Raw genomic sequence first — 22,677 nt, forward strand, 5'->3', positions numbered from 1 at the left:
GCCAGCCTGCCGGATTGGCCCCGACAACGTACGCACGGCCTCCTGCGGCTCTTCCGCGGACGCCATCCGCCGCGAGCAGCCGGTGTCGAGGACACCTCGGCGTGTCGCACCGAAGGCTCGGAGCGCCTCAGCGCAGGGTGCGGTCCAGCACGGCGCGCAGTTCGCTGAACGACCGCTCCGTGGCCTCGTGGTCGTAGGCCGCCGTGTCGGACATCGAGTAGCCGTGCGGCGCGCCGGTGTAGACCTCGTTGCTCGCGGTGAGGTGTGCATCGTCCAGCGCCTCGCCGAGAGTGCGCACGTTCTCCGGCGTCATCGAACGGTCGTTGTCGGCGTGCCCGAAGACGAACTCCGCGCGCGCCGTCGACAGGCTGGCGTGCGGGCTGTCCGCGTCCTCGGTCACCAGTCCCCCGCCGTGGAATCCCGCGCACGCGGCGACCAGGTCGGGGTGGTCGCCGGCGGCGCGGACGGCGAGACGTGCGCCCATGCAGTAACCGACGACGCCCACCGGGGTGCTCACGTCGTCCCGGGATGTCAGTGCTTCGAGCCACGCGTCGGTGTCCGGGCGCGACTGGTCGGGAGTGAGCCCGTGCACGCGAGGCATCGCCTTCTCGAAGAACGCGGTGCGGGCCTCATCGGAGTCGAGCTCCCCGGCGGGTGACGTCTGCGCGGCCGTACCGTCGCGGTAGAAGACGTTCGGCACCAGGACGACGTATCCCCATGAGGCGATCCGGTCGGCCATCTCGTGCAACCGCGGCCTCAGGCCGATGGCGTCCATGTAGAAGAGCACGCCGGGGTGGGTGCCGCCCCCGTCCGGCGTGGACACCCATGCCTCGGCCGGACCGGACGCTGCCTGCACTTCGATCATCATGGGGTCGGACGTTACATAGGCAGCCTGACCATCTCGATGGCGGGTGTCACCATGGCTCGATTGACCAGATCCGCTGGGCCGTAGGGTGCACGTTCTCGGGTCATGCCCCAGCGACCCGGCACCGGACACGCGGCATGACGCTGACGGCGTTCACGTTCGTTGACGGCGTTCAAAGGCCGTCAACGGACGCGAACGCCGTCAGGGTGAAAGCAAGCGGGGAGCGCAGAGCACGGAGGCCCGGGCGGGATACGAGCAGGTCAGAGGGCGATGCCGAGCAGCGCGTCGACGGCCCGCGCCACCGCCGGCGAACCGCCGTCTGCAGTGGCCGCCGTGCACCATTCGTCGATCAGCTGCAGTGCACGCGGCGCGTCCAGGTCGTCGCAGAGCGCGCGACGGATGCCGTCGACGAGCACTTCGGCGCCTTCATCCGCACCGCGGGTCACCGCGGCCCGCCAACGCTCGAGCCGCTGCTCGGCCGCAGCGAGCAGCTCGGGGGTGTACTCCCATTCGGTGCGGTAGTGCTGGTCGAGCAGCACGAGGCGCACCGCCATCGGGTCGTGCCCGGCGCGGGTCAGCTCCGACACCCGCACCAGGTTGCCCTTGGACTTGCTCATCTTCTCGCCGTCGTAGCCGACCATGGCCTGACGGGCGTAGTGCTCGGCGAACGGCTTGTCACCGGTGAGTGCCACGGCCTGCACCGCACTCATCTCGTGGTGCGGGAAGCGCAGGTCGGTCCCGCCGCCCTGCAGCTCGAAACCCATGCCGAGGTGGTCGAGCGCGATGGTGGTGCACTCCACGTGCCAGCCCGGGCGACCCGGGCCGACCGCGCCGCCGTCCCACGACGGCTCGCCCTCACGGGCACCACGCCACAAGAGGGGATCGAGCTGGTCACGCTTGCCGGCACGGTCGGGGTCTCCCCCACGGTCGGCGAAGACGGACATCATCTGGGCGCGGTCCCATCCGCTGACGTCGCCGAACGACGACTGCTGGGACACGTCGAGGTAGACGTCGGCCGCGCCGTCCAACGCGTCGTCGCCCTCGGGGATCGCAACGGTGTACGCCGCGCCGGAGGCGAGCAGTCGGCTGACAACGTCGACGTGCCGCGGCATCGTCTCGACCACGCTGACGAAGTGGTCCGGCGCGAGCACCCGCAACGCCGTCATGTCGTCCTGGAAGAGCGACACCTCACGGTGAGCGAGGTCGCGCCAGTCGATGCCGTCGCGGGCGGCGCGCTCCAGGAGCGGGTCGTCGATGTCGGTGACGTTCTGCACGTAGAGCACCTGGCGCCCGGCGTCGAGCCAGACGCGAGCCGCCAGGTCGAAGGTCACGTACGTCGCGGCGTGACCGAGGTGCGTGGCGTCGTACGGCGTGATCCCGCAGACGTACATCCGGGCGGTGTCGTCGCGCAGCTCGACGGTGTCGAGCGCACCGGTGACCGGGTTGTGCAACCTCAGGTCCTGGCCGCTGCCCTCGATGGTGGGAATCTTCGGAGAGGGCCACGACTTCACGCCGGTCAGCCTATCCGGGTCACCAGAGCGGCCACGGAAGAGGTGTACGCCCCTCAGGCACCTTCGGGTAGGTCTCCTCCCGCAGCAGCCGGGCACACCGTGACCGCAGGGCCTCGAGCTCGACCTCCGTCAGCAGTCCTTCGAGGGGTTTGTCCTCCCGCAGGAACGTCGCGAGCCGCTCCAGGCGCAGCAGGTTCTCCTGGTCGATCGGGTCGCCGGCGAAACCCCAGAGGCAGGTCCGCAGCTTCGGTGCGGAGTTGAAGCAGAGTCCCTGGTCGATCGCCCACACCCGGCCCTCGTCCACGATGATCGCGCTGGCCTTGCGGTCCGCGTTGTTCATGACCGCGTCGAGCACGGCGAGGTCGCGTAGCGCCTGAGTGGTCGAGTGCGACACGATCTGGGACCGGTCGTAGTCGTCGAGCACCGACCAGATGGGCACGTAGCCCTCGGGCACGTCCGAGCCCCGGTCGACCCGCAACAGCTCGTGATCGGGCCGTTCGTCCAGCGGACCGACCCACTGCTGCACCGAGCCCGCACCGAGGGGGCCTTCGCGCAGGACCGTCGGAGGCACGAGGTCCCAGCCGCCGACGTCGGACACCGTGAACGCCGCCACCTCGCGGGCGGCCAGGGAGTCATCCGGGAAGTCCCACAAGGGACGCTCCCCGCGAATCGGCTTGTAGACAGCGGCGATCGGGTCGTCGATGCCGGCCCAGACCCGCAGTGCGACGTTGGAGGCGTCGACCAACCGGCCCTCGATCTCCAACTCGCCCTCGCCCAGAATCGCGAGGATGTCGTCGGAGCTAGCGTCGGTAGCCGTTGGCACGGGGGCAGACATGGCCGGTGGGTTCGAGGGGTTCTCCACAGAACGGGCACGGCGGACGGCCGCTCGCGACGGCGGCCAGGCTGCGGCGGGCGAACTCGCGTGCCAACTCGGGTCGAAGGACGACCCGCATCAGGCTCGCGTCCGGCTCGGTCACCTCGACGAGGTCGGCGCCGGTCTCGTCGGGTTCGAGTGACACCTCGCGGTCGTGGCACTCGATGATGACCACCTTGCGGTCGGCCTCCCACGCCAGGCTCATGGTGCTGACCCGGAACTCGTCGTCGATGGGCGTGCTCAGCGGGTCGTTGTCCTGCGGAGCCTGCGGGACGTCGGCGGTCGCGTCGACCTCGTCGAGCAGGTCGTTGACGCGCTCGGCGAGCACCGCCACCTGCTCCTTCTCCAGCGACACGGACACCACAGCGCGGCCCTGGACGGCCTGCAGGAAGAAGGTGCGTCCTCCGGGTGGGCCCACGGTGCCGGCCACGAACCGGTCCGGGTGCTCGAACTCCAACAAACGCATGCTCAGACTCTAATCGGCGACATCGACGGCAGATGACCCGGTGGACCCGGTCGCGACCGTGTCGTGACCTGCGGCCCCGCCCGCGCTGTCGGAGCCGGTCGTCGCCGTGTCCTGATCGGACTCCACCGGGACTCCGGTGGAGCCACCGGGGGTGGCGTCACCGCTGGACTCCTGCTTGGTCGGCATGAGATCCGCGACGTCGCGCGCCTGGTCGTTGACGCGTACGACGAACGGCCGGTTCGGGGTGTAGCGCACCACCGACAGCGACGCCGGGCCCGTCATGATCCGCTGGAACTGGTCGAGGTGCAGTCCGAGCGCGTCCGCCAGGATCGCCTTGATCACGTCACCGTGCGAGACCGCGCACCAGACCGCCTGGTTGCCGTGCTGGGCCTCGATCTCCGCGTCCAACCGTCGTACCGCGGCGACCGCGCGGGCGTGCATCCCCGCCAGCGATTCGGACTCGAAGTCCTCAGAAGGAGGGAAGACGGCACCCGCCGGGTGGTCCTGCACGGTGCGCCACAGCGGTTCCTTGGCGAGCTCGGAGATCTTGCGGCCGGTCCACGCGCCGTACTTGCACTCCCCCAGGTCCTCGTCGGTCTCGACCTGGAGACCGGCGTGGGGAGCGGCCACGGCGGCGGCCGTCTCCTGGCAGCGTTCGAGCGGACTGGAGACGATGCGCGCCAGCGGGAGGTCCGCGAGCTGCTCGGACAGCCGCTTGACCTGCTCCCGGCCGGTGTCGTCGAGGTGGACGTCGGGTGTCCAACCGGCAAGGACACCGGCAGTATTGGCCGAACTGCGGCCGTGGCGAAGGAGCAGAAGGGTCGCCATCAGTCGGCGAGACCCTCGCCGTCGAGCACCTCGCGCATGAGCACCAGGGTGGCCAGCCGATCCTCGAGCGTGTCGCCGACCGGCGCGACGTTGATGGTCGTGACGCCCGCCTCGGCGTACCGGTGCAGCCGCTGCGCGATGCGGTCGCGCGGCCCGATCAGCGAGGTCTGGTCGATGAAGTCCCGTGGGACGGCTGCGGCGGCCTCGCGGTGCTGGCGCTGCAGGTAGAGGTCCTGCACCGTGCCGGCCTCCTGCTCGAAGCCCATCCGCACGGCGAGCTTGTTGTAGAAGTTCTTGTCCCGCGAGCCCATCCCGCCGATGTAGAGGGCGGCGTTCGCGCGCAGCCGGTCAGCCGCGACGTCCAGGTCGTCGTCGACGCTCACGCTCACGGAGGCGGCGACGTCGAAACCGGCCAGGTCGTCGTGACCGGCCTTCTGACGGCCGGCCAGGATCGCGGCGAGCTGCTCGCCGACGTACTCGGGGCTGACGAAGATGCCGAGCCAGCCGTCGGCGATCTCGCCGGTCAGCTGCAGGTTCTTGGGGCCGATCGATGCGAGGTAGATCGGCACGTTGGGGCGCTCAGGCAGCAGGAGCAGGCGCAGTGCCTTGCCCGGGCCGTCGGGCAGGGGCAGCTGGAAGTGCTTGCCCTCGTGCTCGACGTTCTTGCGGGCGAACGCCGCCCGGATGATCTCGACGTACTCCCTCGTGCGGCCCAGCGGATCGTTGAAGCGCACGCCGTGCCAGCCCTCGCTGACCTGCGGACCGGACACGCCGAGCCCCAGGTGGAACTTCCCACCGGTGATCCGGTCGAGCGTGGCGGCGGTCATCGCGGTCATCGCGGGTGTCCGCGCCGGGATCTGCATGATGGCGCTGCCCCACCCCATCTGCGGGGTGTGCGCTGCGAGGTACCCCGCGAGGGAGGGGATGTCGGAGCCGTACGCCTCGGCGAGCCACGCCACGGCGTACCCCTGGCGATCCGCCTCGCGCGAGAGGGTCACCATGCTCTCCAGGTCGTCCGTGCCGGTCGTGCCCCAGTAGCCGAGGTTGAGCCCAAGTCGCATGGACCAGACGCTAACGCACCGGCTTCGGGGCCTACGGTGTGCACCGTGCGCATGCGAACGGTGGGACGGTCCGGTCTGCGGGTGGGTGCCCTGGCGCTCGGCACGATGGGGTGGGGCAGTGAGGTCGACCAGGACACGGCGACCGAGCTGTTGGACGCTTTCCGCGACGCAGGCGGCACCCTGCTCGACACCGCGTACGGGTACGGCGACGGCGCCAGCGAGGAGATCCTGGGATCGCTGACCGCGTCCTGCCGCGAGGAGTTCGTGCTGGCCACGAAGGCCGGGATATCCCGCACCACCGGCACGCGCGTCGTCGACACCTCGCGCGGCACCCTGCTGGACCAGCTCGATGCCTCCCTGCGCCGGCTGCGCACCGACCACGTGGATCTGTGGATTGTGCACGCCTGGGGCGACAACGCTCCCATCGAGGAGACGGTCTCGGCGATGGCGTACGCCGTCTCGTCCGGGCGCGCCCGGTACGTCGGGATCTCCAACCACAACGGCTGGCAGCTGGCGCGGATGGCGACGCTGCTGCAGGCCGAGGGGGTGCCGGTCGTGGCCGATCAGATCGAGTACAGCCTGGTCGCCCGGACCGCCGACGCCGACGTGCTGCCGGCGGCCGAGCACCTGGGCACCGGGATCCTCGCCTGGGCGCCGCTGGGCGGCGGGGTGCTGACCGGCAAGTACCGACACGGGGTCCCGGCCGACTCACGCGCCGCGGGTGGGCGTCACGACAACTGGGCGCGTCGACGCGTGGACACCGGCTCGGGCACGATCGTGGACGCCGTCGCGACCGCCGCCGAGGGGCTGCGGATCAGTCCGGTGCAGGTGGCGCTGACGTGGCTGCGGGAGCGGCCGGGCATCGCCACGGCGATCGTGGGCGCGCGGACTCCGGGACAGCTGCGGATGGCCCTGGGCAGTGACGTGATCGACCTGCCCGATCAGGTCCGGGACGCACTCGACGAGGTGTCGCTGCACGCCGAATGACGGCGTGAGCGACTCGGCGGCGCACGCGCGGGCCGATATGCCTCAGCGACCTGGCGTGGCCGGGCCCGACTCGAACTCGACGTCCTCGTCGTCCAGGTCCTCGGCGGCGTCCTCGTCCGGATCGTCGAGCTCGGAATCCTCGAGATCGTCCGAGGCCTCGTCGTCATCGTCGTCCAGGTCGTCGTCGTCGAGGTCGTCCTCGTCCTCGTCGCCTTCGTAGACCTCCAGGGGCGTGACCTCGCCGAACGCATCCATCAACGACTCGTCGTACGCGTCGAAGGCGTCGGCGACCCGGCGGTACGCCTCGACGACCGCGGGATCGTTCTCGCCCCGCCGCGCGCGTGATGCGGCCAGGTGCTCCTCGAGCGCGTCGGTGAAGCGCTGCAGTGCAACTCGCGGATCGATGGGCATGCCCCCGACCGTATCGGGTGTGTCGCACAATAGGCAGTCATGATCGAGTACGAGTACCGCATGCTGCGCTTCCCGCGGCACGCGAGCCGGGGTGACATCCGCCAGATCCTGGCGGATGAGGCCGAGTACGGCCACTGGGAGCTCGCGCGCGTCCGCCTCTACATCGGCGGTCATCGCCGAGTGTGGCTGCGTCGCAAGATCATCCGCGTGCAGCGCACGGCCTGACGACGTCCCGCGCGGCGCAGACCGTCAGCAGTCGGCGAGGAAGCCGCCCAGCACCCGCGTGCCGAACTTCAGCGCGTCTACCGGCACCCGCTCGTCGACCCCGTGGAACATCGACGAGAAGTCCAGGTCCGCGGGCAGCCGCAGCGGAGCGAATCCGTAGCCGGTGATGCCGAGGGTGGCCAACGCCTTGTTGTCGGTGCCACCGGAGAGGCAGTACGGCAGGATCGCGGCGCCAGGGTCCTCGGCGAGGAGCGCCTGCTTCATCTTCTCCACGAGCGGCGCGTCGTACGGCGCCTCCAGCGCGATGTCCTTGTGCACGACCTCGACCTCGACGTGCTCACCGGCCAGCTCGGAGATGATCGACATCATCTCCTCCTCGTGACCGGGCAGGAAGCGGCAGTCCAGCGACGCGCTCGCGCTCTGCGGGATGACGTTGTGCTTGTAGCCGGCGTTCAGCATCGTGAAGTTCGCGGTGTTGCGCAGCGTGGCGTTGACGAACGCCGACGCGCCGGCCAGGTCGGGCAGCAGATCGTCGATCGAGTCGTCGTCGTAGGGCTTGCCGGTCAGGTCCGACAAGCCGTCGAACAGGTCGCGGACCGAGGCGATGAACTCTCGCGGCCACGGGTGCGCGTCGATGCGCGCGATCGCGGCGGCGAGGTGCACCACGGCGTTGTCGTCGGCGACCAGGGATCCGTGCCCGGCGCGGCCGTGGGCGCGCAGCGTGAGCCAGGCGATGCCCTTCTCCGCCGTCTGCAGCAGATAGGCGCGCTGGTCGGCACCCTCCTTGTTGCGGACAGTGACGGAGTAGCCGCCCACCTCGCTGATCGCCTCGGTCACGCCCTCGAAGAGGTCGGCGCGGTTCTGTACGAGCCATTGCGAGCCCTTGACGCCGCCGGCCTCCTCGTCGGCCAGGAACCCGATGACGAGGTCGCGTGCGGGCTTCTTGCCGGTGCGGGCCAGCTCGCGCACGCAGGCCAGGATCATTGCGTCCATGTCCTTCATGTCGACCGCGCCACGGCCCCATACGCAGTCGTCGCGGATCTCGGCGCCGAACGGATCGGCCGACCAGTCCTCGGCGTTCGCGGGGACGACATCGAGGTGGCCGTGCACGGCCAGGGCGCCCCTCTCGGAGTCCTCGCCCTCGATCCGGACCAGCACGCTCGCCCGGCCGGGCTCGCTCTCGACGAGCTCGGGCTCGAGGCCGACCTCCTCGAGGCGGCCCATGACGTACTCGGCGGCCTTGCGCTCCCCCGGGCCGCTGCCGTCGCCGTAGTTGCTGGTGTCGATGCCGATCAGGTCCTGGCAGAGCTGGACGACCTCGTCTTCGGGCTGCACGTCAGTCATGACTCCCACTGTGCCACCTCGCGCACCAGCGCCACGGTGTCGGCCTCCTCGGCCCGCTTGTCGTCGCGATACCGCAGCACGCGGGCGAAACGCAGCGCCATCCCGCCTGGGTAGCGGGTCGAGCGCTGGACACCGTCGAAGGCGATCTCGACGACCTGTTCGGGTCGCACCGTCACGGTCAACCCGTCGTCCTCGGTGGCCAGCTCGGTGAAGCGCTCGGTCTGCCACGCCAGCATCTCGTCGGTCATCCCCTTGAACGTCTTGCCCAGCATCACGAACTCGCCCGACTCCGGATCGCGAGCGCCGAGGTGGATGTTGGACAGCAGGCCGGTGCGCCGTCCGCTGCCGCGCTCGACGGCCAGCACCACGAGATCGAGGGTGTGCCGGGGTTTGACCTTCACCCACCCCGCACCGCGACGCCCGGCGGCGTACGGCGCATCGAGCGACTTGACGACCACGCCTTCGTGGCCGGCCGACACCTTCTCCTGGAAGAACCGCTGCGCGACCTCCGGATCCGCGGTCTGCACCCGTGGGATCAGGTAGTCCTGCGGCACCAGCGTGGTCAGCCGCTCCCAACGCTCGCGCGCGGGTGCGTCGATCAGGTCGTCGCCGTCGATGTGCAGCACATCGAAGAACCACGGCGTCACGGGTGTCTCCACCCGCAGCTGCGCCGGGTCCTTGCGGCTCGCGGTGCGAGCGCCGGTCACCTGGAAGGGTTGCGGGACCCCGTCCTCGCGCAGTGCGATCACCTCACCGTCGAGCACCAGTTGCTCGCCGGGGAGGGCGAGCACCGCCTCGACGATCTCCGGGAGCCGGTCGGTGACCTCCTCCAGGCTGCGAGTGAAGAGGCGGACCTCCTCGTCCAGCTTGTGGGCCTGGATGCGGATGCCGTCGAGCTTGCACTCCACCCCCACGGCGTCGCCCGGAGTCGTGACCGCCTGCATCGCGTCGCCCACGGTGGTCGCCGACGCCGCCAGCATGGACCGCAGTGGACGCCCTGGCACCAGACCGATCTCCGCGAGCGCCGGCGCACCCCCGCGGAGCGCTGCCGAGGCGACCGGCGCCGTGAAGCCGGCCAGCATGACCGCGCGTCGTACTGCCGGCGCCGGCACCTGCGCGGCCGACGCGATCGCCGCCAGCATGACGCCGTCCTGGGCGCCCTGGCGCAGCTCTCCGGTGATGAGGCCTTTGAGGAAGGTCTGCTCGGCGGCGGTGGCCGACGCGAGCAGGGTGCGTAGGATCTGCTCGCGAGCACCCGCCGAACCGGGTCCGCCGGCGTCCGCGAGCTGCTCCATGGCCTCGTCGGTCTGCGCGACGGTGAGGCCAGGCGTCGCGGACGGCGCCGGGGTCGCCGCGAGCGTGCGGTATCCCACGCCGACTCGGCGTTGCGGCAGCACACCCGAGAGGTACGCCGCGACGACCTCCACCTCGTCCGGCTCCACCTCAGCGGCGGCGGCCAGCACTTCGGCGACCAGCTGGGTCTTGGCGTTGCGCGAGCGCGTGGCCCCTACCTGTGCGGAGACGGCGACCAGATCTGCGAGCAGCATCCGCCCAGTGTGCTGCTGCCCTCCGACACCCGGCGTCAGGGGTTCGCGGCGTATCTCACCGGGTGGCCGGTGAGCCGGTCGACGACCACGCGCCCCCCGAGGGGAGCGCGGAGGTGGACGGTCGCGGAGGCGAGGAACCCTACCGCCGTTCTGGCGCAGCCGTTGCAGTTGAACTGCTCGTAGCTCATGGCGACGACGACCCGGCTCGACGATTCACTGACCACCGTGGCGGCGACGTCCCGGTCCCCCGAGGACAGAATCGCGGATCTCAGGCTGAGGGCGGCCGTATCCCCGGGCACTGGGCCGTAGGAGCGAACGGCGACATCGCGGCGGTCGTAGGTGACCCTCCCGTCGTCATGGAAGTACCAGATGCCGCCGCCGACCGCAGCTGCCACGGCCAAAAGGCCCGCGACCCACACCGATACCCGCTTCATCAGTCCTCCCCTTCCCTCTGTATCCAGGACGCTGCGGGCGTCCGAGTGGTTGGAGGAGCATCCGGACGCGGCGGAGCACGCCTCCCCACAGGTGGGGGCTCGCGGTCTAGCGTCGATTCATGAGTCCTCACACCGGTCACCGCCGTATCCCCCGTTCGCTACGCGCCGGCCTCACCGTCGCCGCGGTCGCGGGCACCGCCGCCGTCACGATGGCATGTTCGGCGGTGTCCGGCAGCGCGAGCGGATCCGCCGAGGCGGCTGCGGCACCCGCCGTACAGACGGTCATGTCCGGCCTGGACCACCCGTGGGACGTCTCGTTCTTCCGCAACGGCGACATGCTCACCACCCAGCGTCCGGGGGTGCTCACCATGCGCACCGCGTCCGGCAGCGTGCGCACGATCAAGGCTCCGCTGGGCGACCTCTTCGTGCAGAGCGAGGGCGGTCTGGAGGGCCTGGTCGTCGATCCGACGACCGTGCACCGGTACTTCTACACGTGCCAGACCTACGAGCGCGGCGGCAAGGCGGTCGACGCACGGGTCATCCGGTGGGCGATGTCCGACGACGGGAAGTCGGCCACGAGGGAGAAGACGATCCTGTCCGGGCTGCCGGTGACGAGCGGCCGGCACAGCGGGTGCCGACTGCGGTTCGTGCCCGGCTACTGGCTCGCGGTCGGCACGGGCGATGCCGCCACCGGCACGAACCCGCAGAACCTCTACTCCCTCGGCGGCAAGACCCTGCGGGTCGGCGCCAACGGGCAGATCCCCACCAACACGCCGTTCCACTCCAAGGGCGGCAACGCGCGGTACGTGACCAGCTACGGGCACCGCAACGTGCAGGGCCTCGCGATGCGCCCGGGCACCTCGCAGCTGTGGACCCAGGAGCAGGGCACCACCCGTGACGACGAGACGAACATCGCGTACAACGGCGGCAACTACGGGTACGACCCCGTGCCGGGCTACAACGAGTCAGTGCCGATGACCGACCTGAAGAAGTTCCCGCACGCCATCCGGGCCCAGTGGTCGTCGGGCTCGAGCACGGTCGCGACGTGCGGGATCACCTTCCTCCAGGGCTCCGCCTGGGGTCGCTGGAACGGCGCGCTGGCCGTCGCCGAGCTGAAGGGCGAGGGCGTGCGCATCCTCACCCTCGACAAGGCCGGCAAGGTTATCCGGCAAGAGCTGATGCCCGAGCTGAACAAGACCTTCGGGCGGCTGCGCACGGTCCAGACCGGGCCCGGCGGGGCGCTCTACGTCACCACCGACAACGGTGGGAAGGCCGACAAGGTGCTCCGGGTGACACCGCACGCGCCGAGCTCCTGACCGGACTCCCGTCAGACGTACGACGGTCGCCCGGCGGCTGCTGCCGATGCGGGTCACGGGCCTACAGCGTGCTAGCCTTTCGCGTCGTCGGCCCGCCTCCCAGGGTGGCCGTCGTACACCTCGTCCGGGTGGCGGAATAGGCAGACGCGCTAGCTTGAGGTGCTAGTCCTCGTATTAGAGGGTGGGGGTTCAAGTCCCCCCTCGGACACCACAGTTCGCTCGCGGTCCTATCAGGTCAGGGACCTCCGAGCGTGCCGAATGGGTTCCACAGCAAAGTCGGCACGACAAGGGCGCGCCCTCTCGGCGAAACTGGACCAGACCCACCTTTTTCAGGACCCGGCATCCCTTCCACCGACGTGGGAAGGGATGCCGGTCCTTGTTGGTTCGGACTGGTTCGGTCTTGCACTCCGGCGATCCCGCCGGTGAGCCCTGGCGCGAAGCACCGTGCGCCAAACGTGCCGCGGTAGGCGGAATCGGAATCAACCGCGGCTCCACGTCAGCTCTTCCTGAAGTTGAAGTCGACGAGCGAATGGGCGGACGCTACGCCCGTCCGGACATGTGCTTGGCATGGGTGCTGAGCACATGAGCAGCTTCGTTGGTCTTGTTGGACGCGCGGTTGTCCCAAAACATGGTGAAACCGTCGTAGTCGGGGTAGTACGACCCGCTGCCTACACGCGAGGCGAGCAACCAGAATTGGTCGCCAGCGCCTCCATGAGCTTGGACAGCATCGGTCCACGCCGCGTACCCGGCGGTACGCGCTCGCTCGGTTGCGATCCCATCATGAGCGTTGACCTGCAGGCCAAACTCTTCGATGACCACCGGTTTGCCGATTCGTTTGCCGTCACGTAAGTGGTCGGTGATCCAGGTGGTTCCCCAGGCGACCGGATCAACCCTGCGTCTACCGCTCGGTGTTTCGCCCCAGGCGGCGGGGTAGAGGTGCACGGTGCCGTAATCGACATGCGGGACGGCGAGAAGCGGTTCCCAGTGATTACCCTCGTAATTAGAATACGGATAATCGCGGCTCGTTTCCCGCCCATAGAAACCTTCGTCGCCGATAGCTACGAGCTGACGCGGAGCCAAAGACTTGAACCACGCGCTCATCTCTTCGACCCATGCCAAGATCGTGGCCCCCGAGGGATCACTGCGGTTACGAGGTTCGTTGGCCAACTCGAACGTCATGATCGTCGGATCCTGGTTGTAAGCGAGCCCCGTGTATCGGTTGCGCCGTTGGATGACATGCTGGGCGTACGCCTTGTAGCATTCGACTATCTCGCGGTTGGTATAGAACTTATCGTGATCAATCGCAGCATTGCTGTGCAGGAACCACGAGACGTACTGTTGCATCCCCCCGTAGTCCTTCCAGTTGTTGGTGAGGACAAGCACGAGGCGGATCCCTAGCTGGCCGGCTTTCCACACAGCGTAATCCAGGGAATCGAACGCAGCTTCGTTGTAAACGTAGGGGCGTGGCTGCAACGCTGCATACATGGGACTGATGCCGTCAGCGAATGCCCACGCACGGATCACCGACAAACCCATCGCTGCGGCGTCGCTCAGCAACGCATCGATCGCATAATGCGATTTCTGATGCAGGTAGTAGTTGTTCGCCCCGCCGAAACGTATGTTTCGACCGTTCAGTACGAACTGACCTTTGCTAACACCTACATACCGATCGGCGTACGGTGTAGTCGAAGGGATCGGCTCGCGCGTGAGAGCCGATGCGCTAGTCATGGCGCCGGCGGCTCCTATCGCAGCCAACACACCCGCACCGGTCAAGATATTCCGTCGCGAAGGAAGCCGACCTGCGGGGATGTCCGAATGGTGTGTCATTGATGCCTCTCTGACAGTCATCCCGATGGCAGCTAGATAGTCATTTTAAGACCTTGCAAGCTGAAAGTCCATAGGGCCCATATTTACTTGGTCGGTTTGTACATCCGACTGGCGGATCATGGCCAGCTCCGACAGCCGGCAGCGGCGCTGGTCGAGGGCATGCTTCGGGGGCCTCGACGTGCCTGTCCCCACAGGTGGACGGCCCAGCACGCGGCGCGGCCGGTGACGCGCGGGACGCCCACCTCGTCTCCATCACGAGGTGGGCGTTCTGCGTCTGTGGCCAGTGCTGCAGCCCTGGCCACGGACGCAGAACCCCCGCGGCGACGGACGGCGGGGACGTGCTGGCCCATCCGGCAGCAAATGCGCAGGTCCCGCTGGGATAGTGACCTTCATGGCCCTCCACGGTGACAACGTCCCTGCCCGGCACTCTCCAGGACGGCGCGAGGGGAACCCGTTCCTGGGACTCGCCAACCCGGCGCTCGAGAACGAGATCATCCCGCCCCTCAACACTCTGTCGCAGCATCCGGTGCCGCCGGAGGTCGCGTACCAACTGGTCCACGACGAGCTGCTCCTCGACGGCAGCGCCCGCCTCAACCTGGCCACGTTCGTCACGACCTGGATGGAGCCGCAGGCGCACCAGTTGATGGCCGAATCCGTCGACAAGAACATGATCGACAAGGACGAATACCCCCAGACGGCCGCCATCGAGAACCGGTGCGTGGCGATCCTCGCCGACCTGTGGCACGCACCCGAGGCCGACGTCGCGACCGGATGCTCGACGACCGGATCCAGCGAGGCGTGCATGCTCGCTGGGATGGCCCTCAAGCGCCGCTGGGCGGCCCGCACCGGTGCCGACCCCTCGCGGAAGCCGAACCTGGTGATGGGCGCGAACGTGCAGGTCTGCTGGGAGAAGTTCTGCCGCTACTGGGACGTCGAGCCGCGCCTCGTCCCGGTCGAGGGCGACCGGCTGCACCTGGGCGCGGAGCAGGCCGTCGCCCACTGCGACGAGAACACCATCGGCGTGGTCGCGATCCTCGGATCCACCTTCGACGGCAGCTACGAACCGGTCGCGGACATCGCCGCCGCGCTGGACGAGCTGGCGGCAAGCGGCGGGCCCGACGTCCCCATCCACGTCGACGGCGCGTCCGGCGGGATGATCGCTCCGTTCCTCGACCCCGACCTCGTCTGGGACTTCCGCCTCCCCCGGGTCGCCTCGATCAACACCTCAGGTCACAAGTACGGGCTGGTGTATCCCGGTGTCGGCTGGGCGATCTGGCGCGACGCGGACGCTCTGCCGAAGGAGCTGGTCTTCAACGTCAACTACCTCGGCGGCGACATGCCGACGTTCGCGTTGAACTTCTCCCGCCCGGGGTCGGAGGTCATCGCGCAGTACTACACGTTCTTCCGCCTCGGATTCGAGGGGTACGTCGCGGTGCAGCAGGCGTCCCGCGACGTCGCCACCTGGCTGGCCGGCGAGGTCGAGAAGCTCGGCCCCTACCGGCTCATCACCCGAGGGGACCAGCTGCCGGTCTTCGCCTTCACCACCAGCGACGACGTCACCGAGTGGGACGTCTTCGCGGTCTCCCGCGGCCTGCGCGAACACGGCTGGCAGGTGCCCGCGTACACCTTCCCGCAGGATCGCACCGATCTCGCCGTCCTGCGCATCGTCTGCCGGCACGGTTTCTCCCGTGACCTCGCCGATCTCTTCCTGCACGACCTCACGTCGGTCACCACGACGCTGCAGAAGGACGTGGCGAAGGTCGGCAGCAGCGGCCCGACGTCCTTCCACCACTGAGGGGTCGGACCGGCGCCTTCGCCCACCTCGTCCCCGACGAGGTGGGCGTTCTGCGTCCGCGGACAGTGCTGCAGCCCTGGCCACAGACGCAAAACCCCCTCCACGACGTACGACGGCAGCTACCGGGGGCGCAGCGCGGCTCAGGTCACCGACAGCAGCCGAGGCGGCAGGTCGGCGGGGTCCAGTGGAATGACGTCGACCAGCACTTCGAGGCGACTGGTCTTGCTCTCGGTGTAGATGACCCCGCGCAACGGCGACACGTCACGGAAGTCGCGGCCCCACGCGGTCGTGAGGTAGCGGGAGTCGGCGAAGTGGTCGTTGGTGGGGTCCAGGTCGACCCAGCCGCCGCCGGGGACCATCGCCGCGACCCAGGCGTGCGTCGCGTCCGACCCCTCGAGTTTGGGCCTTCCCTTCGGGGGCGCCGTCTCGATGTACCCGCTGACGTACCGGCCGGGCAGCCCGACGGCCCGCAGGCACCCTGCCCCCAGGTGTGCGAAGTCCTGGCAGACGCCACGCCGGTTCGCGAGCACCTCGTCCAGCGTGGTCGACACCCCCGTCGCGCCCTTCGCGTACTGGAAGTCCTCGAACACCCGGTGGTAGAGGTCGGCCAGCGCCTCACCGAGGGGACGGTCGGGCGGCAGGATCGACGCGGCGTACTCCCGCACTGCGGGGGTGAGCTCCACGAGGCTGGAGGGCAGTGTGTACGCCGCGTACGTCGCCCGCGGCACGTCCGCGGACTCGCGCAGGTCGCGCGCCGCCGAGGCGACGGTCCAGCGATTCAACGCATCGACGTCCACCTCGGGCACGGTGACCGACAGGACGCTGGTCTTGGACACCCGCAGCTCGGTGTGCCGGGTGCGGACCTCGAGGTAGTGGCTGAAGTTGCCGAAGAGGTCGGTGTGCTCGGTGAGCACATCCGCCCCCGGTCTGACCTCGACCACGTTGGACGTGACCTGCTGGTGCGGGGTCGCCCTCGGGCGCAGGCAGGCCCGCCCGTACGACGCGGTGACGTAGTCCTCGTAGTAGTAGTTGGTGCGGTGCCGCACCTCGTACCACCGGGTCGCGTGCAGCTGCGTGGTGATCACGAGTCCCCCGCCATCGTCTGGGTCATGCCGCCGAGCTGCTGGGTGAGCCCGCCATCCATCCCCTGAGCGAACCCCTCGGGCTCGATCAGCTCGCTGACCCGCATCGCCTGCTGAGTGCTCGGACGACCGAAGTGCGCGTTCTCGATCGCCGCGCCGAGCGCGGTGAGTTGCTCGTGCAGGTCGTGACCGAGCTGCTGCAGTCCGGTACGCCGGGCCGCGCAGATCTCGTCGAGGTCGACACCCGTGAGCAGCCCACGGATCTGCGCGATCTGGAGCGTGACCTCGGCGTTCGGCACCTCGCGCAGCGCGATCTCCAGCTGGTCGAGCTGGAAACGGACCGAGCGCGGGTTGGCCGGGTCGAGCAGCAGCAGGTCCAGTGCTGCCTGCACCGGGGATGCCGGCCCCTGACCCGCCGTCAGCCGGCGACGGTGGGTGATCAGGCTGTCGCACGCGCGCAGCACCGATTCGGTCAGCTGGCCGTCCACGACCGGCGGGCGCTCCTGCGCGAGGGTCTGGCGCAGCAGGTCGACGGTACGTAGCGCCCGTTCGGTACGCCGCCCGGCGTCCAGGAACGCCCACGCCAGATCGCGCACCATGCTCTCGGCGTTGAGCCCGGCCAGCGCGATCAGCAGCTCCAGTGCCTGGCCGAGCACGTCCTGCACAGGGTCGTCGGCGCCGTCGCCGTCCTCCGGCAGCCCGTCCAGCGCCTCCTGCAGCCGGCCGAGCACGCGCCAGGTGTCGACGGACAGCAGTTCGCGGGCGGCGTGCGCGGTGCGCACGACGGCCTCGATGTCGTAGGCGATGGTGCCGATGCGGGCGGAGTCGCCCAGCAGGATCCGCAACTCGCGCACCGGCGCCGCGAGAGCCGTCTCCGCGTGCGCTCCGGTGAATCCCGGCCGCACAGTGGTCAGTTCGGTGAGCGCTGCGAGCAGCACCGCCATCGCGGCGTACCCCGGTGAGGCCGACCGCCGCAGGTGGTCCGCGACGAGGTCGTCGCAGATCAGCGCGAGCCGGGTGGAGGACTCTGCGCGCTCGGTGTAACGACCGAGCCAGAAGAGGTCGCCGGCGGCGCGCGGCGCGAGGGCGACCGAGCGGTACATGCCCGGCAGCGGCCGCGCGAGCCACAGGTGGGCGTTGTCGCGGTCGGTGCGTTCGATGTCGGCGGACGCGAGGACCCAGACGTCCTTGGCCTGCCCGCCCGCCGCGTTGGACACCAGACGGCTGGTCTCGTCCCGCGACAGCCGGCCCAAACCACCTGGCATCCAACGGTATCCGTCGTCGCTGGCGACGCCGAACGCGCGCAGCACCAGACGTCGCGGAGCGAGCCCGTCGTCCGCGACGACCGGAGTGGTCGACATCGCGACCGGCTCCTGCAGGGTCCAGCGCCACGGCTCGCTCTCGATCTGCGCCTTCAGGTCGGCGAGCTGGGCGTGCGTGCGCTCCCACCCGAAGACGGTCGGCTCCCCCGTCTCCCGGTCGATCGGGGTGATGACGAGTTCGCCGAGCCGTGCGAGCCCTTCGCGGCGGGCCTCGTCGTCGCCGCACCAGAGCGTGCGCACCGACGGCAACCGCAGCTCCTCACCGAGCAGTGCGCGGCTGGCCCGGTCGAGGTAGGGAGCCAGCGCTGGGTTCTCCAGGACGCCCGCACCGAGCGGGTTGACCACGCTCACGTGGCCGCTGCGGGTCGCCTCGACGAGCCCGGGGATGCCGAGCCGGGAGCCGGCGCGCAGATCGAGCGGGTCCGACCAGGACGCGTCGACGCGCCGCAGGATCACGTCGACCTGCTCCTCGCGGCCCGTCGTGCGCAACCAGACCTTGCCGTCACGCATGCCGAGGTCCTCCGACTGCACCAGGGGCAGCCCGAGCAGGGTGGCGACGAAGGCCTGGTCGAACGCGGTCTCGCTCGCCGGGCCGGGTGACAGCAGCACGACCCGCGGCTGGCGGTCGCGCTCGTGGGCGACCGCCAGCAGGGCGTCGCGCACGTCGTCGAAGAAGCCGCGCAGCCGGCTCAGCTCGGTGGTGCGGTAGAGGCCGGGCAGGGCGCGCGCGACGATCCGTCGGTCGGCCATCGCGTATCCGGCGCCGGACGGGGCCTGCGCCCGGTCGGCCAGCGCCGTCCACCGACCGTCGGCGTCACGGGCGAGGTCGGTGCTGGGCAGGATCAGCTGCCGCGGGCCGGGCAGCGAGGTGCCGTACGCCGCGGGCAGGAACCCTGCGTGCCCGAAGACCGCAGCGGCCGGGATGGTGCCGTCGGCCAGCAGTCGCTGCGCGCCGTAGAGGTCGGTCAGCAGCGCATCGAGCAGCTCGGCCCGCTGGGACAGGCCCGATTCGATGACCTGCCACTGGGCGCGGTCGAGGATGACCGGGAGCGCGTCCAGGCGCCACCGGCCGGCTCGACGGCCCTCGGGCGCCACGCCGTAGGTGATGCCGTCGTCGTTGACCAGGCGGCGCACCCCGGCCTGCAGCGACCGCAGGCCGCCCGCGCCGAGCGCGCCCATGTCGCGCACGAGGTCTGCGCTGGGGGCGAGGGGGCCGTCAGCGCCGAACGTCTCGTCGTACGGGATGCCGAGATCCTGTCCGGCGAGCGGTGATCGGGCGTCGGAGAGGCTGTCGCGGTAGCGCTCGATCACGTCGGCGGAGGTCGTCATGGTTCCGTCCACGCTACGAGGTCGCCTTGTGGCCGGCCGAGAAGCGTCGCAGGTCGAGCGTGGCGGGATAGTCGACACTGGCGTACGCCGTGCTCGCGGTGGCCGGCCACGCGCTCGTGTCGACCGGACCGGCGGTGTGGCCGGCGGCCTCGAAACGGCTTCCCCGGCGGGTCTCCGCCTCCGCGGCGTTCACCGGGTAGTGCTCGTACGAGCGGCCGCCGGGGTGGGTCACGTGGTAGGTGAAACCGCCGAGCGAGCGGTCGTTCCAGCGGTCGACGAGGTCGAAGACGAGCGGCGAGTGGACGCCGATCGTCGGGTGCAACGCCGACGGCGGGGCCCACGCGCGGTAGCGCACGCCGCCCGCGACCTGGCCACTGGTGCCGGGCACCGGAAGCAGGGGCATGGGGACGCCGTTGCAGGTCACCACGTGCCGCTCGGGCAGCAGACCGGTCGCGCTCACCTGGACGCGTTCGACCGAGGAGTCCACGTAGCGCGACGTACCGCCCAGGCCCACCTCCTCACCCAGCACGTTCCACGGCTCCAGCGCCTGCCGCAGCTCCAGGTGCACGCCCGCGACGTCGACCTCGCCCAACCGCGGGAAGCGGAACTCGTGGAACGGCCCGACCCAGGCGGGGTCGAAGAGCGGTGTGTCGCTGCCACTCTCACGCAGGAATGCGTTGAGGTCGTCGATGACGTCGCGCAGATCGGCCGCCGCGAAAGCCGGCAGCAGGAAGCGGTCGTGCAGCCGCGTGCCCCACGGGATGAGCGGCGCGGCGTACGGCTTGGCCCAGAAGCGCGCCACGAGGGTGCGCACGAGCAGTGCCTGCACCAGCGCCATCCGGGGATGCGGCGGCATCTCGAAGCCGCGCATCTCCAGCAGCCCGAGACGGCCGCGGTCGGAATCGGGGCTGTAGAGCTTGTCGATGCAGAACTCGCTGCGGTGGGTGTTTCCGGTGATGTCGGTGAGCAGGTGGCGCAGCAGCCGGTCGGTCAGCCAGGGCAAGGAGTCCTTCCCCTGTTGCATGGGCTCGCTCGTGACGCGCTCGAGCTCGGCGAAGGCGATCTCCAGCTCGTAGAGGGTCTCCGCACGGCCTTCGTCGACCCGCGGGCTCTGGCTGGTCGGCCCGATGAACCGGCCCGAGAAGACGTAGGACAGCGCCGGGTGGTGCTGCCAGAACGTGATCATGCTGCGCAGCAGGTCCGGGCGCCGCAACATCGGACTCTCGGCCGGGGTCGCCCCGCCAAGAGTGATGTGGTTGCCGCCACCGGTGCCGGTGTGCGTGCCGTCGAGGTCGAACTTCCCGGTCGCGAGCCGGGAGTGGCGGGCGTCGTCGTCCAGGCTCTCGGTGAGGTGCACCAACTCCGGCCAACTGCTCGTCGGCTGCAGGTTGACCTCGATGACCCCGGGGTCGGGCGTGACGCTGAGGGTCTCGACGCGGCCGTCCCCGGGCGGCGGATACCCCTCCAGCACCACGGCGACGCCTGTCGCCGCAGCCGCACCCTCGATGGCGGCGAGCAGGCTGACGCCGTGCTCGAAGTCGTCGCAGGGCGGCAGGAAGACGAAGACGTGACCGTCGCGCTCCTCCACGGCCAGGGCGGTGCGTGGCGAGTCCTCGATGTCGCGGACGGGTGCAGGCGGCACGTCGTCGGACGCCGTGACCGGGTCGATCGACTGCAGCGGACCACGAGCGGCGAACGGCGACTGGTCGGGCACGTACGGCGCTTCGGTCCAGGCCACCGACGCCAACGGGAGGCGCAGGCCGAGCGGGGAGGTGCCGGGCATCAGGAAGAGGCGCTCGCGGCGGGTGCGCCAGTGCGCGGTCGCCCAGCCGTCGCCGTCCGGGTCGGAGAAGATGGGCACGACCCAACCGGCCGGCATACCTGCGGAGGCGTCGACAGCGGCCAACTCGCGCTCGCGCTGCTCGGTGCGCGCCTCGGGAGTGACGCGCTCGTCCGGTCGCTCGCCACGGGGCGCGCGGGCTTGGGTGAGCAGCTCGTTCAGCGGGTCCTCGTACGCCGCACGCGTCACCTCAGCGGGCACGCCGAGCCGTGCGGCGATCGCGAGAGCCAGAGCGCGTACCGACTCCCCCGCGGCCGTCGAGCCGGTCTCGACCCGCGGCGTCGACCACGGGTCGTCGAGCAGGGACTGGTCGCGCCAGAGCGGCTCTCCGTCGCGCCGCCAGAGCAGGCCGATCTGCCAGCGCGGGAGCGGCTCCCCGGGGTACCACTTGCCCTGACCGTGGTGCGTCAGACCTTCAGGCGCCCAGCGCGCGCGCAGCTTGTCCGCCAATTGCGTTGCCAGTTCGCGTTTCTCGGCACCGTCGGCGGCAGTCTCCCACTGCGGGTCCGAGGTGTCCCCCACGCTCACGAAGGTCGGCTCACCGCCCATCGTGAGGCGGACGTCGCCCTCGGTCAGCAGGTCGTCGACATGCGTCCCGAGCGCCTGGACGCCCTGCCACTGCGCCTCCGAATACGGCTTGGTGACCCGCGGGTCCTCGAAGACCCGGGTCACGGAGTTGGAGAAGGAGAACTCCACCCCGGTGAAGTCGGTGGCGCCGGAGATCGGGGCGGCGCTGGACGGGTGCGGGGTCGCGCAGAGCGGGATGTGCCCCTCGCCCGCGAAGAGACCGGAGGTCGCGTCCAGACCCACCCATCCGGCGCCGGGGATGTAGACCTCGGCCCACGCGTGCAGGTCGGTGAAGTCCTGGGTGGGCCCGCTCGGTCCGCCGATCGCCGCTTGATCAGCCGTCAGCTGTACGAGGTATCCGGACACGAAACGCGCTGCCAGACCCAGCTGGCGCAGCACCGAGACGAGCAGCCACGCGCTGTCCCGGCAGGAGCCCAGGTGCTTCTGCAGCGTCTCGTCGGGCTGCTGCACCCCGGTCTCGAGGCGCACGCTGTAGGCCACGTCGTCGCGGACCCGCTGGTTGATGCCGACCAGGAAGTCCACGATGCGGGTGCCGCCGGCGGGTTGCTCGACCTTGTCCTGCACCCACTGCCGCACGAGCGGACCGGGACCGGCTCCCGTCGCGCCGTCGTCGACCGGCCGCAGGTACGGCTCGAGGTCGGCCTGCAGCTCCGGCGGGTAGGCGAACGGGTAGGTCTCCGCGTAATCCTCGACGAAGAAGTCGAACGGGTTGATGACCGTCATATCGGCGACGAGGTCGACGATGATGTCGAGCTCACCGACCTTCTCGGGGAAGACCAGGCGGCCCAGGTAGTTGCCGAACGCGTCCTGCTGCCAGTTGAGGAAGTGGTCGCGCGGGGACACGGTGAGCGAGTACGCCGTGATCGGCGTACGGCTGTGCGGAGCCGGCCGCAGCCGCACGGTGTGAGGATGCACGGTGACCGGGCGATCGAAGGTGTAGGTCGTGCGGTGCTGGAGGGCCACGCGGATCGTCACCAGGCACACCCTATGCAGTCGCCAGGCGTGCCCGGGTTGCACCGGTGTTA

General features: G+C 69.9%; 18 protein-coding genes and 1 tRNA gene. 5 read left to right on the top strand and 14 right to left on the bottom strand.

Annotated elements, in window-relative coordinates; genetic code table 11:
- Positions 1-127: 127 nt before the first annotated feature.
- The 6 genes from HNR15_RS08355 to HNR15_RS08380 all read right to left on the bottom strand — a co-directional run bounded on the left by HNR15_RS08355 (position 128) and on the right by HNR15_RS08380 (position 5,605).
- Positions 128-868, bottom strand: coding sequence for a dienelactone hydrolase family protein (locus tag HNR15_RS08355; RefSeq protein WP_179480766.1), 741 nt, complete (start codon positions 866-868; stop codon positions 128-130).
- Between the two features lie 257 nt (positions 869-1,125).
- Complete coding sequence (gene mshC, locus HNR15_RS08360; RefSeq protein WP_179480768.1) at positions 1,126-2,376, bottom strand: cysteine--1-D-myo-inosityl 2-amino-2-deoxy-alpha-D-glucopyranoside ligase; 1,251 nt, start codon at positions 2,374-2,376, stop codon at positions 1,126-1,128.
- A 19-nt stretch (positions 2,377-2,395) separates the two neighbouring features.
- Positions 2,396-3,199: an SCO1664 family protein gene (locus tag HNR15_RS08365; protein ID WP_218883615.1), complete on the bottom strand. Its 804-nt coding sequence runs from the start codon at positions 3,197-3,199 to the stop codon at positions 2,396-2,398.
- Positions 3,177-3,716, bottom strand: a complete 540-nt coding sequence (locus HNR15_RS08370; protein ID WP_179480772.1) for a DUF3090 domain-containing protein — start codon at positions 3,714-3,716, stop codon at positions 3,177-3,179. The genes HNR15_RS08365 and HNR15_RS08370 overlap by 23 nt, the downstream gene beginning before the upstream one ends.
- A 9-nt stretch (positions 3,717-3,725) precedes the next feature.
- Complete coding sequence (locus tag HNR15_RS08375; protein ID WP_179480774.1) at positions 3,726-4,544, bottom strand: histidine phosphatase family protein; 819 nt, start codon at positions 4,542-4,544, stop codon at positions 3,726-3,728.
- Positions 4,544-5,605, bottom strand: a complete 1,062-nt coding sequence (locus HNR15_RS08380; RefSeq protein WP_179480776.1) for an LLM class F420-dependent oxidoreductase — start codon at positions 5,603-5,605, stop codon at positions 4,544-4,546. The genes HNR15_RS08375 and HNR15_RS08380 overlap by 1 nt, the downstream gene beginning before the upstream one ends.
- 51 nt (positions 5,606-5,656) lie before the next feature.
- Between HNR15_RS08380 and HNR15_RS08385 the strand changes: the two genes are divergently transcribed.
- Entirely contained in the window at positions 5,657-6,592 is a 936-nt protein-coding gene (locus HNR15_RS08385; RefSeq protein ID WP_218884149.1) for an aldo/keto reductase, read from the top strand.
- A gap of 42 nt (positions 6,593-6,634) precedes the next feature.
- Here the strand turns inward: HNR15_RS08385 and HNR15_RS08390 are convergent, their stop codons facing one another.
- Positions 6,635-7,003, bottom strand: coding sequence for a primosomal protein (locus HNR15_RS08390; RefSeq protein WP_179480780.1), 369 nt, complete (start codon positions 7,001-7,003; stop codon positions 6,635-6,637).
- Between the two features lie 39 nt (positions 7,004-7,042).
- On the opposite strand from HNR15_RS08390, the gene HNR15_RS08395 reads away from it, so the two are divergent.
- Entirely contained in the window at positions 7,043-7,228 is a 186-nt protein-coding gene (locus HNR15_RS08395; protein WP_179480782.1) for a DUF5703 family protein, read from the top strand.
- Positions 7,229-7,252: 24 nt separating this feature from the next.
- Here HNR15_RS08395 and HNR15_RS08400 read toward each other — a convergent pair whose 3' ends face one another.
- From HNR15_RS08400 to HNR15_RS08410, 3 genes are read right to left on the bottom strand one after another with little or no spacing between them, the layout of a single operon-like run.
- The gene (locus HNR15_RS08400) at positions 7,253-8,572 is read right to left on the bottom strand and encodes a M20/M25/M40 family metallo-hydrolase (RefSeq protein ID WP_179480785.1); all 1,320 of its coding nucleotides are present in this window, start codon (positions 8,570-8,572) and stop codon (positions 7,253-7,255) included.
- On the bottom strand, positions 8,569-10,119 hold the full coding sequence (locus tag HNR15_RS08405) for an ATP-dependent DNA ligase (RefSeq protein WP_179480787.1): 1,551 nt from the start codon (positions 10,117-10,119) through the stop codon (positions 8,569-8,571). The genes HNR15_RS08400 and HNR15_RS08405 overlap by 4 nt, the downstream gene beginning before the upstream one ends.
- Positions 10,120-10,154: 35 nt before the next feature.
- Positions 10,155-10,553, bottom strand: a complete 399-nt coding sequence (locus tag HNR15_RS08410) for a hypothetical protein (protein WP_179480790.1) — start codon at positions 10,551-10,553, stop codon at positions 10,155-10,157.
- Between the two features lie 119 nt (positions 10,554-10,672).
- Between HNR15_RS08410 and HNR15_RS08415 the strand changes: the two genes are divergently transcribed.
- Together HNR15_RS08415 and HNR15_RS08420 are read left to right on the top strand one after the other, a co-directional pair.
- Entirely contained in the window at positions 10,673-11,869 is a 1,197-nt protein-coding gene (locus HNR15_RS08415; protein WP_179480792.1) for a PQQ-dependent sugar dehydrogenase, read from the top strand.
- 122 nt (positions 11,870-11,991) lie between these two features.
- Positions 11,992-12,080, top strand: a tRNA-Leu gene (locus HNR15_RS08420).
- 329 nt (positions 12,081-12,409) lie between these two features.
- On the opposite strand, the gene HNR15_RS08425 is transcribed toward HNR15_RS08420, so the two are convergent.
- Positions 12,410-13,597, bottom strand: coding sequence for a glycoside hydrolase 5 family protein (locus HNR15_RS08425; protein WP_179480795.1), 1,188 nt, complete (start codon positions 13,595-13,597; stop codon positions 12,410-12,412).
- 490 nt (positions 13,598-14,087) lie between these two features.
- Between HNR15_RS08425 and gad the strand changes: the two genes are divergently transcribed.
- Positions 14,088-15,491: a glutamate decarboxylase gene (gene gad, locus HNR15_RS08430; protein WP_179480797.1), complete on the top strand. Its 1,404-nt coding sequence runs from the start codon at positions 14,088-14,090 to the stop codon at positions 15,489-15,491.
- Positions 15,492-15,631: 140 nt separating this feature from the next.
- On the opposite strand, the gene HNR15_RS08435 is transcribed toward gad, so the two are convergent.
- From HNR15_RS08435 to HNR15_RS08445, 3 genes are read right to left on the bottom strand one after another with little or no spacing between them, the layout of a single operon-like run.
- Positions 15,632-16,576 (bottom strand): transglutaminase N-terminal domain-containing protein, encoded by a 945-nt coding sequence (locus tag HNR15_RS08435; protein WP_179480799.1) that lies wholly within the window; start codon positions 16,574-16,576, stop codon positions 15,632-15,634.
- Positions 16,573-19,224 (bottom strand): circularly permuted type 2 ATP-grasp protein, encoded by a 2,652-nt coding sequence (locus HNR15_RS08440; RefSeq protein ID WP_179480801.1) that lies wholly within the window; start codon positions 19,222-19,224, stop codon positions 16,573-16,575. The genes HNR15_RS08435 and HNR15_RS08440 overlap by 4 nt, the downstream gene beginning before the upstream one ends.
- Positions 19,225-19,237: 13 nt before the next feature.
- Positions 19,238-22,627, bottom strand: a complete 3,390-nt coding sequence (locus HNR15_RS08445) for a transglutaminase family protein (protein ID WP_179480803.1) — start codon at positions 22,625-22,627, stop codon at positions 19,238-19,240.
- Positions 22,628-22,677: the final 50 nt, after the last annotated feature.

It is taken from the genome of Allobranchiibius huperziae, from assembly GCF_013410455.1.
GTDB lineage: Bacteria > Actinomycetota > Actinomycetes > Actinomycetales > Dermatophilaceae > Allobranchiibius > Allobranchiibius huperziae.

What these genes read in the sequence shown, in the direction of transcription:
- HNR15_RS08380 (WP_179480776.1), bottom strand. Translation starts at nt 5,605, where the DNA reads ATGCGACTTGGGCTCAACCTCGGCTACTGGGGCACGACCGGCACGGAC.
- HNR15_RS08395 (WP_179480782.1), top strand. Translation starts at nt 7,043, where the DNA reads ATGATCGAGTACGAGTACCGCATGCTGCGCTTCCCGCGGCACGCGAGC.
- HNR15_RS08425 (WP_179480795.1), bottom strand. Translation starts at nt 13,597, where the DNA reads ATGACTAGCGCATCGGCTCTCACGCGCGAGCCGATCCCTTCGACTACA.
- HNR15_RS08410 (WP_179480790.1), bottom strand. Translation starts at nt 10,553, where the DNA reads ATGAAGCGGGTATCGGTGTGGGTCGCGGGCCTTTTGGCCGTGGCAGCT.
- HNR15_RS08400 (WP_179480785.1), bottom strand. Translation starts at nt 8,572, where the DNA reads ATGACTGACGTGCAGCCCGAAGACGAGGTCGTCCAGCTCTGCCAGGAC.
- HNR15_RS08385 (WP_218884149.1), top strand. Translation starts at nt 5,657, where the DNA reads ATGCGAACGGTGGGACGGTCCGGTCTGCGGGTGGGTGCCCTGGCGCTC.
- gad (WP_179480797.1), top strand. Translation starts at nt 14,088, where the DNA reads ATGGCCCTCCACGGTGACAACGTCCCTGCCCGGCACTCTCCAGGACGG.
- HNR15_RS08370 (WP_179480772.1), bottom strand. Translation starts at nt 3,716, where the DNA reads ATGCGTTTGTTGGAGTTCGAGCACCCGGACCGGTTCGTGGCCGGCACC.
- HNR15_RS08405 (WP_179480787.1), bottom strand. Translation starts at nt 10,119, where the DNA reads ATGCTGCTCGCAGATCTGGTCGCCGTCTCCGCACAGGTAGGGGCCACG.
- HNR15_RS08440 (WP_179480801.1), bottom strand. Translation starts at nt 19,224, where the DNA reads ATGACGACCTCCGCCGACGTGATCGAGCGCTACCGCGACAGCCTCTCC.
- HNR15_RS08355 (WP_179480766.1), bottom strand. Translation starts at nt 868, where the DNA reads ATGATGATCGAAGTGCAGGCAGCGTCCGGTCCGGCCGAGGCATGGGTG.
- HNR15_RS08375 (WP_179480774.1), bottom strand. Translation starts at nt 4,544, where the DNA reads ATGGCGACCCTTCTGCTCCTTCGCCACGGCCGCAGTTCGGCCAATACT.
- HNR15_RS08390 (WP_179480780.1), bottom strand. Translation starts at nt 7,003, where the DNA reads ATGCCCATCGATCCGCGAGTTGCACTGCAGCGCTTCACCGACGCGCTC.
- HNR15_RS08415 (WP_179480792.1), top strand. Translation starts at nt 10,673, where the DNA reads ATGAGTCCTCACACCGGTCACCGCCGTATCCCCCGTTCGCTACGCGCC.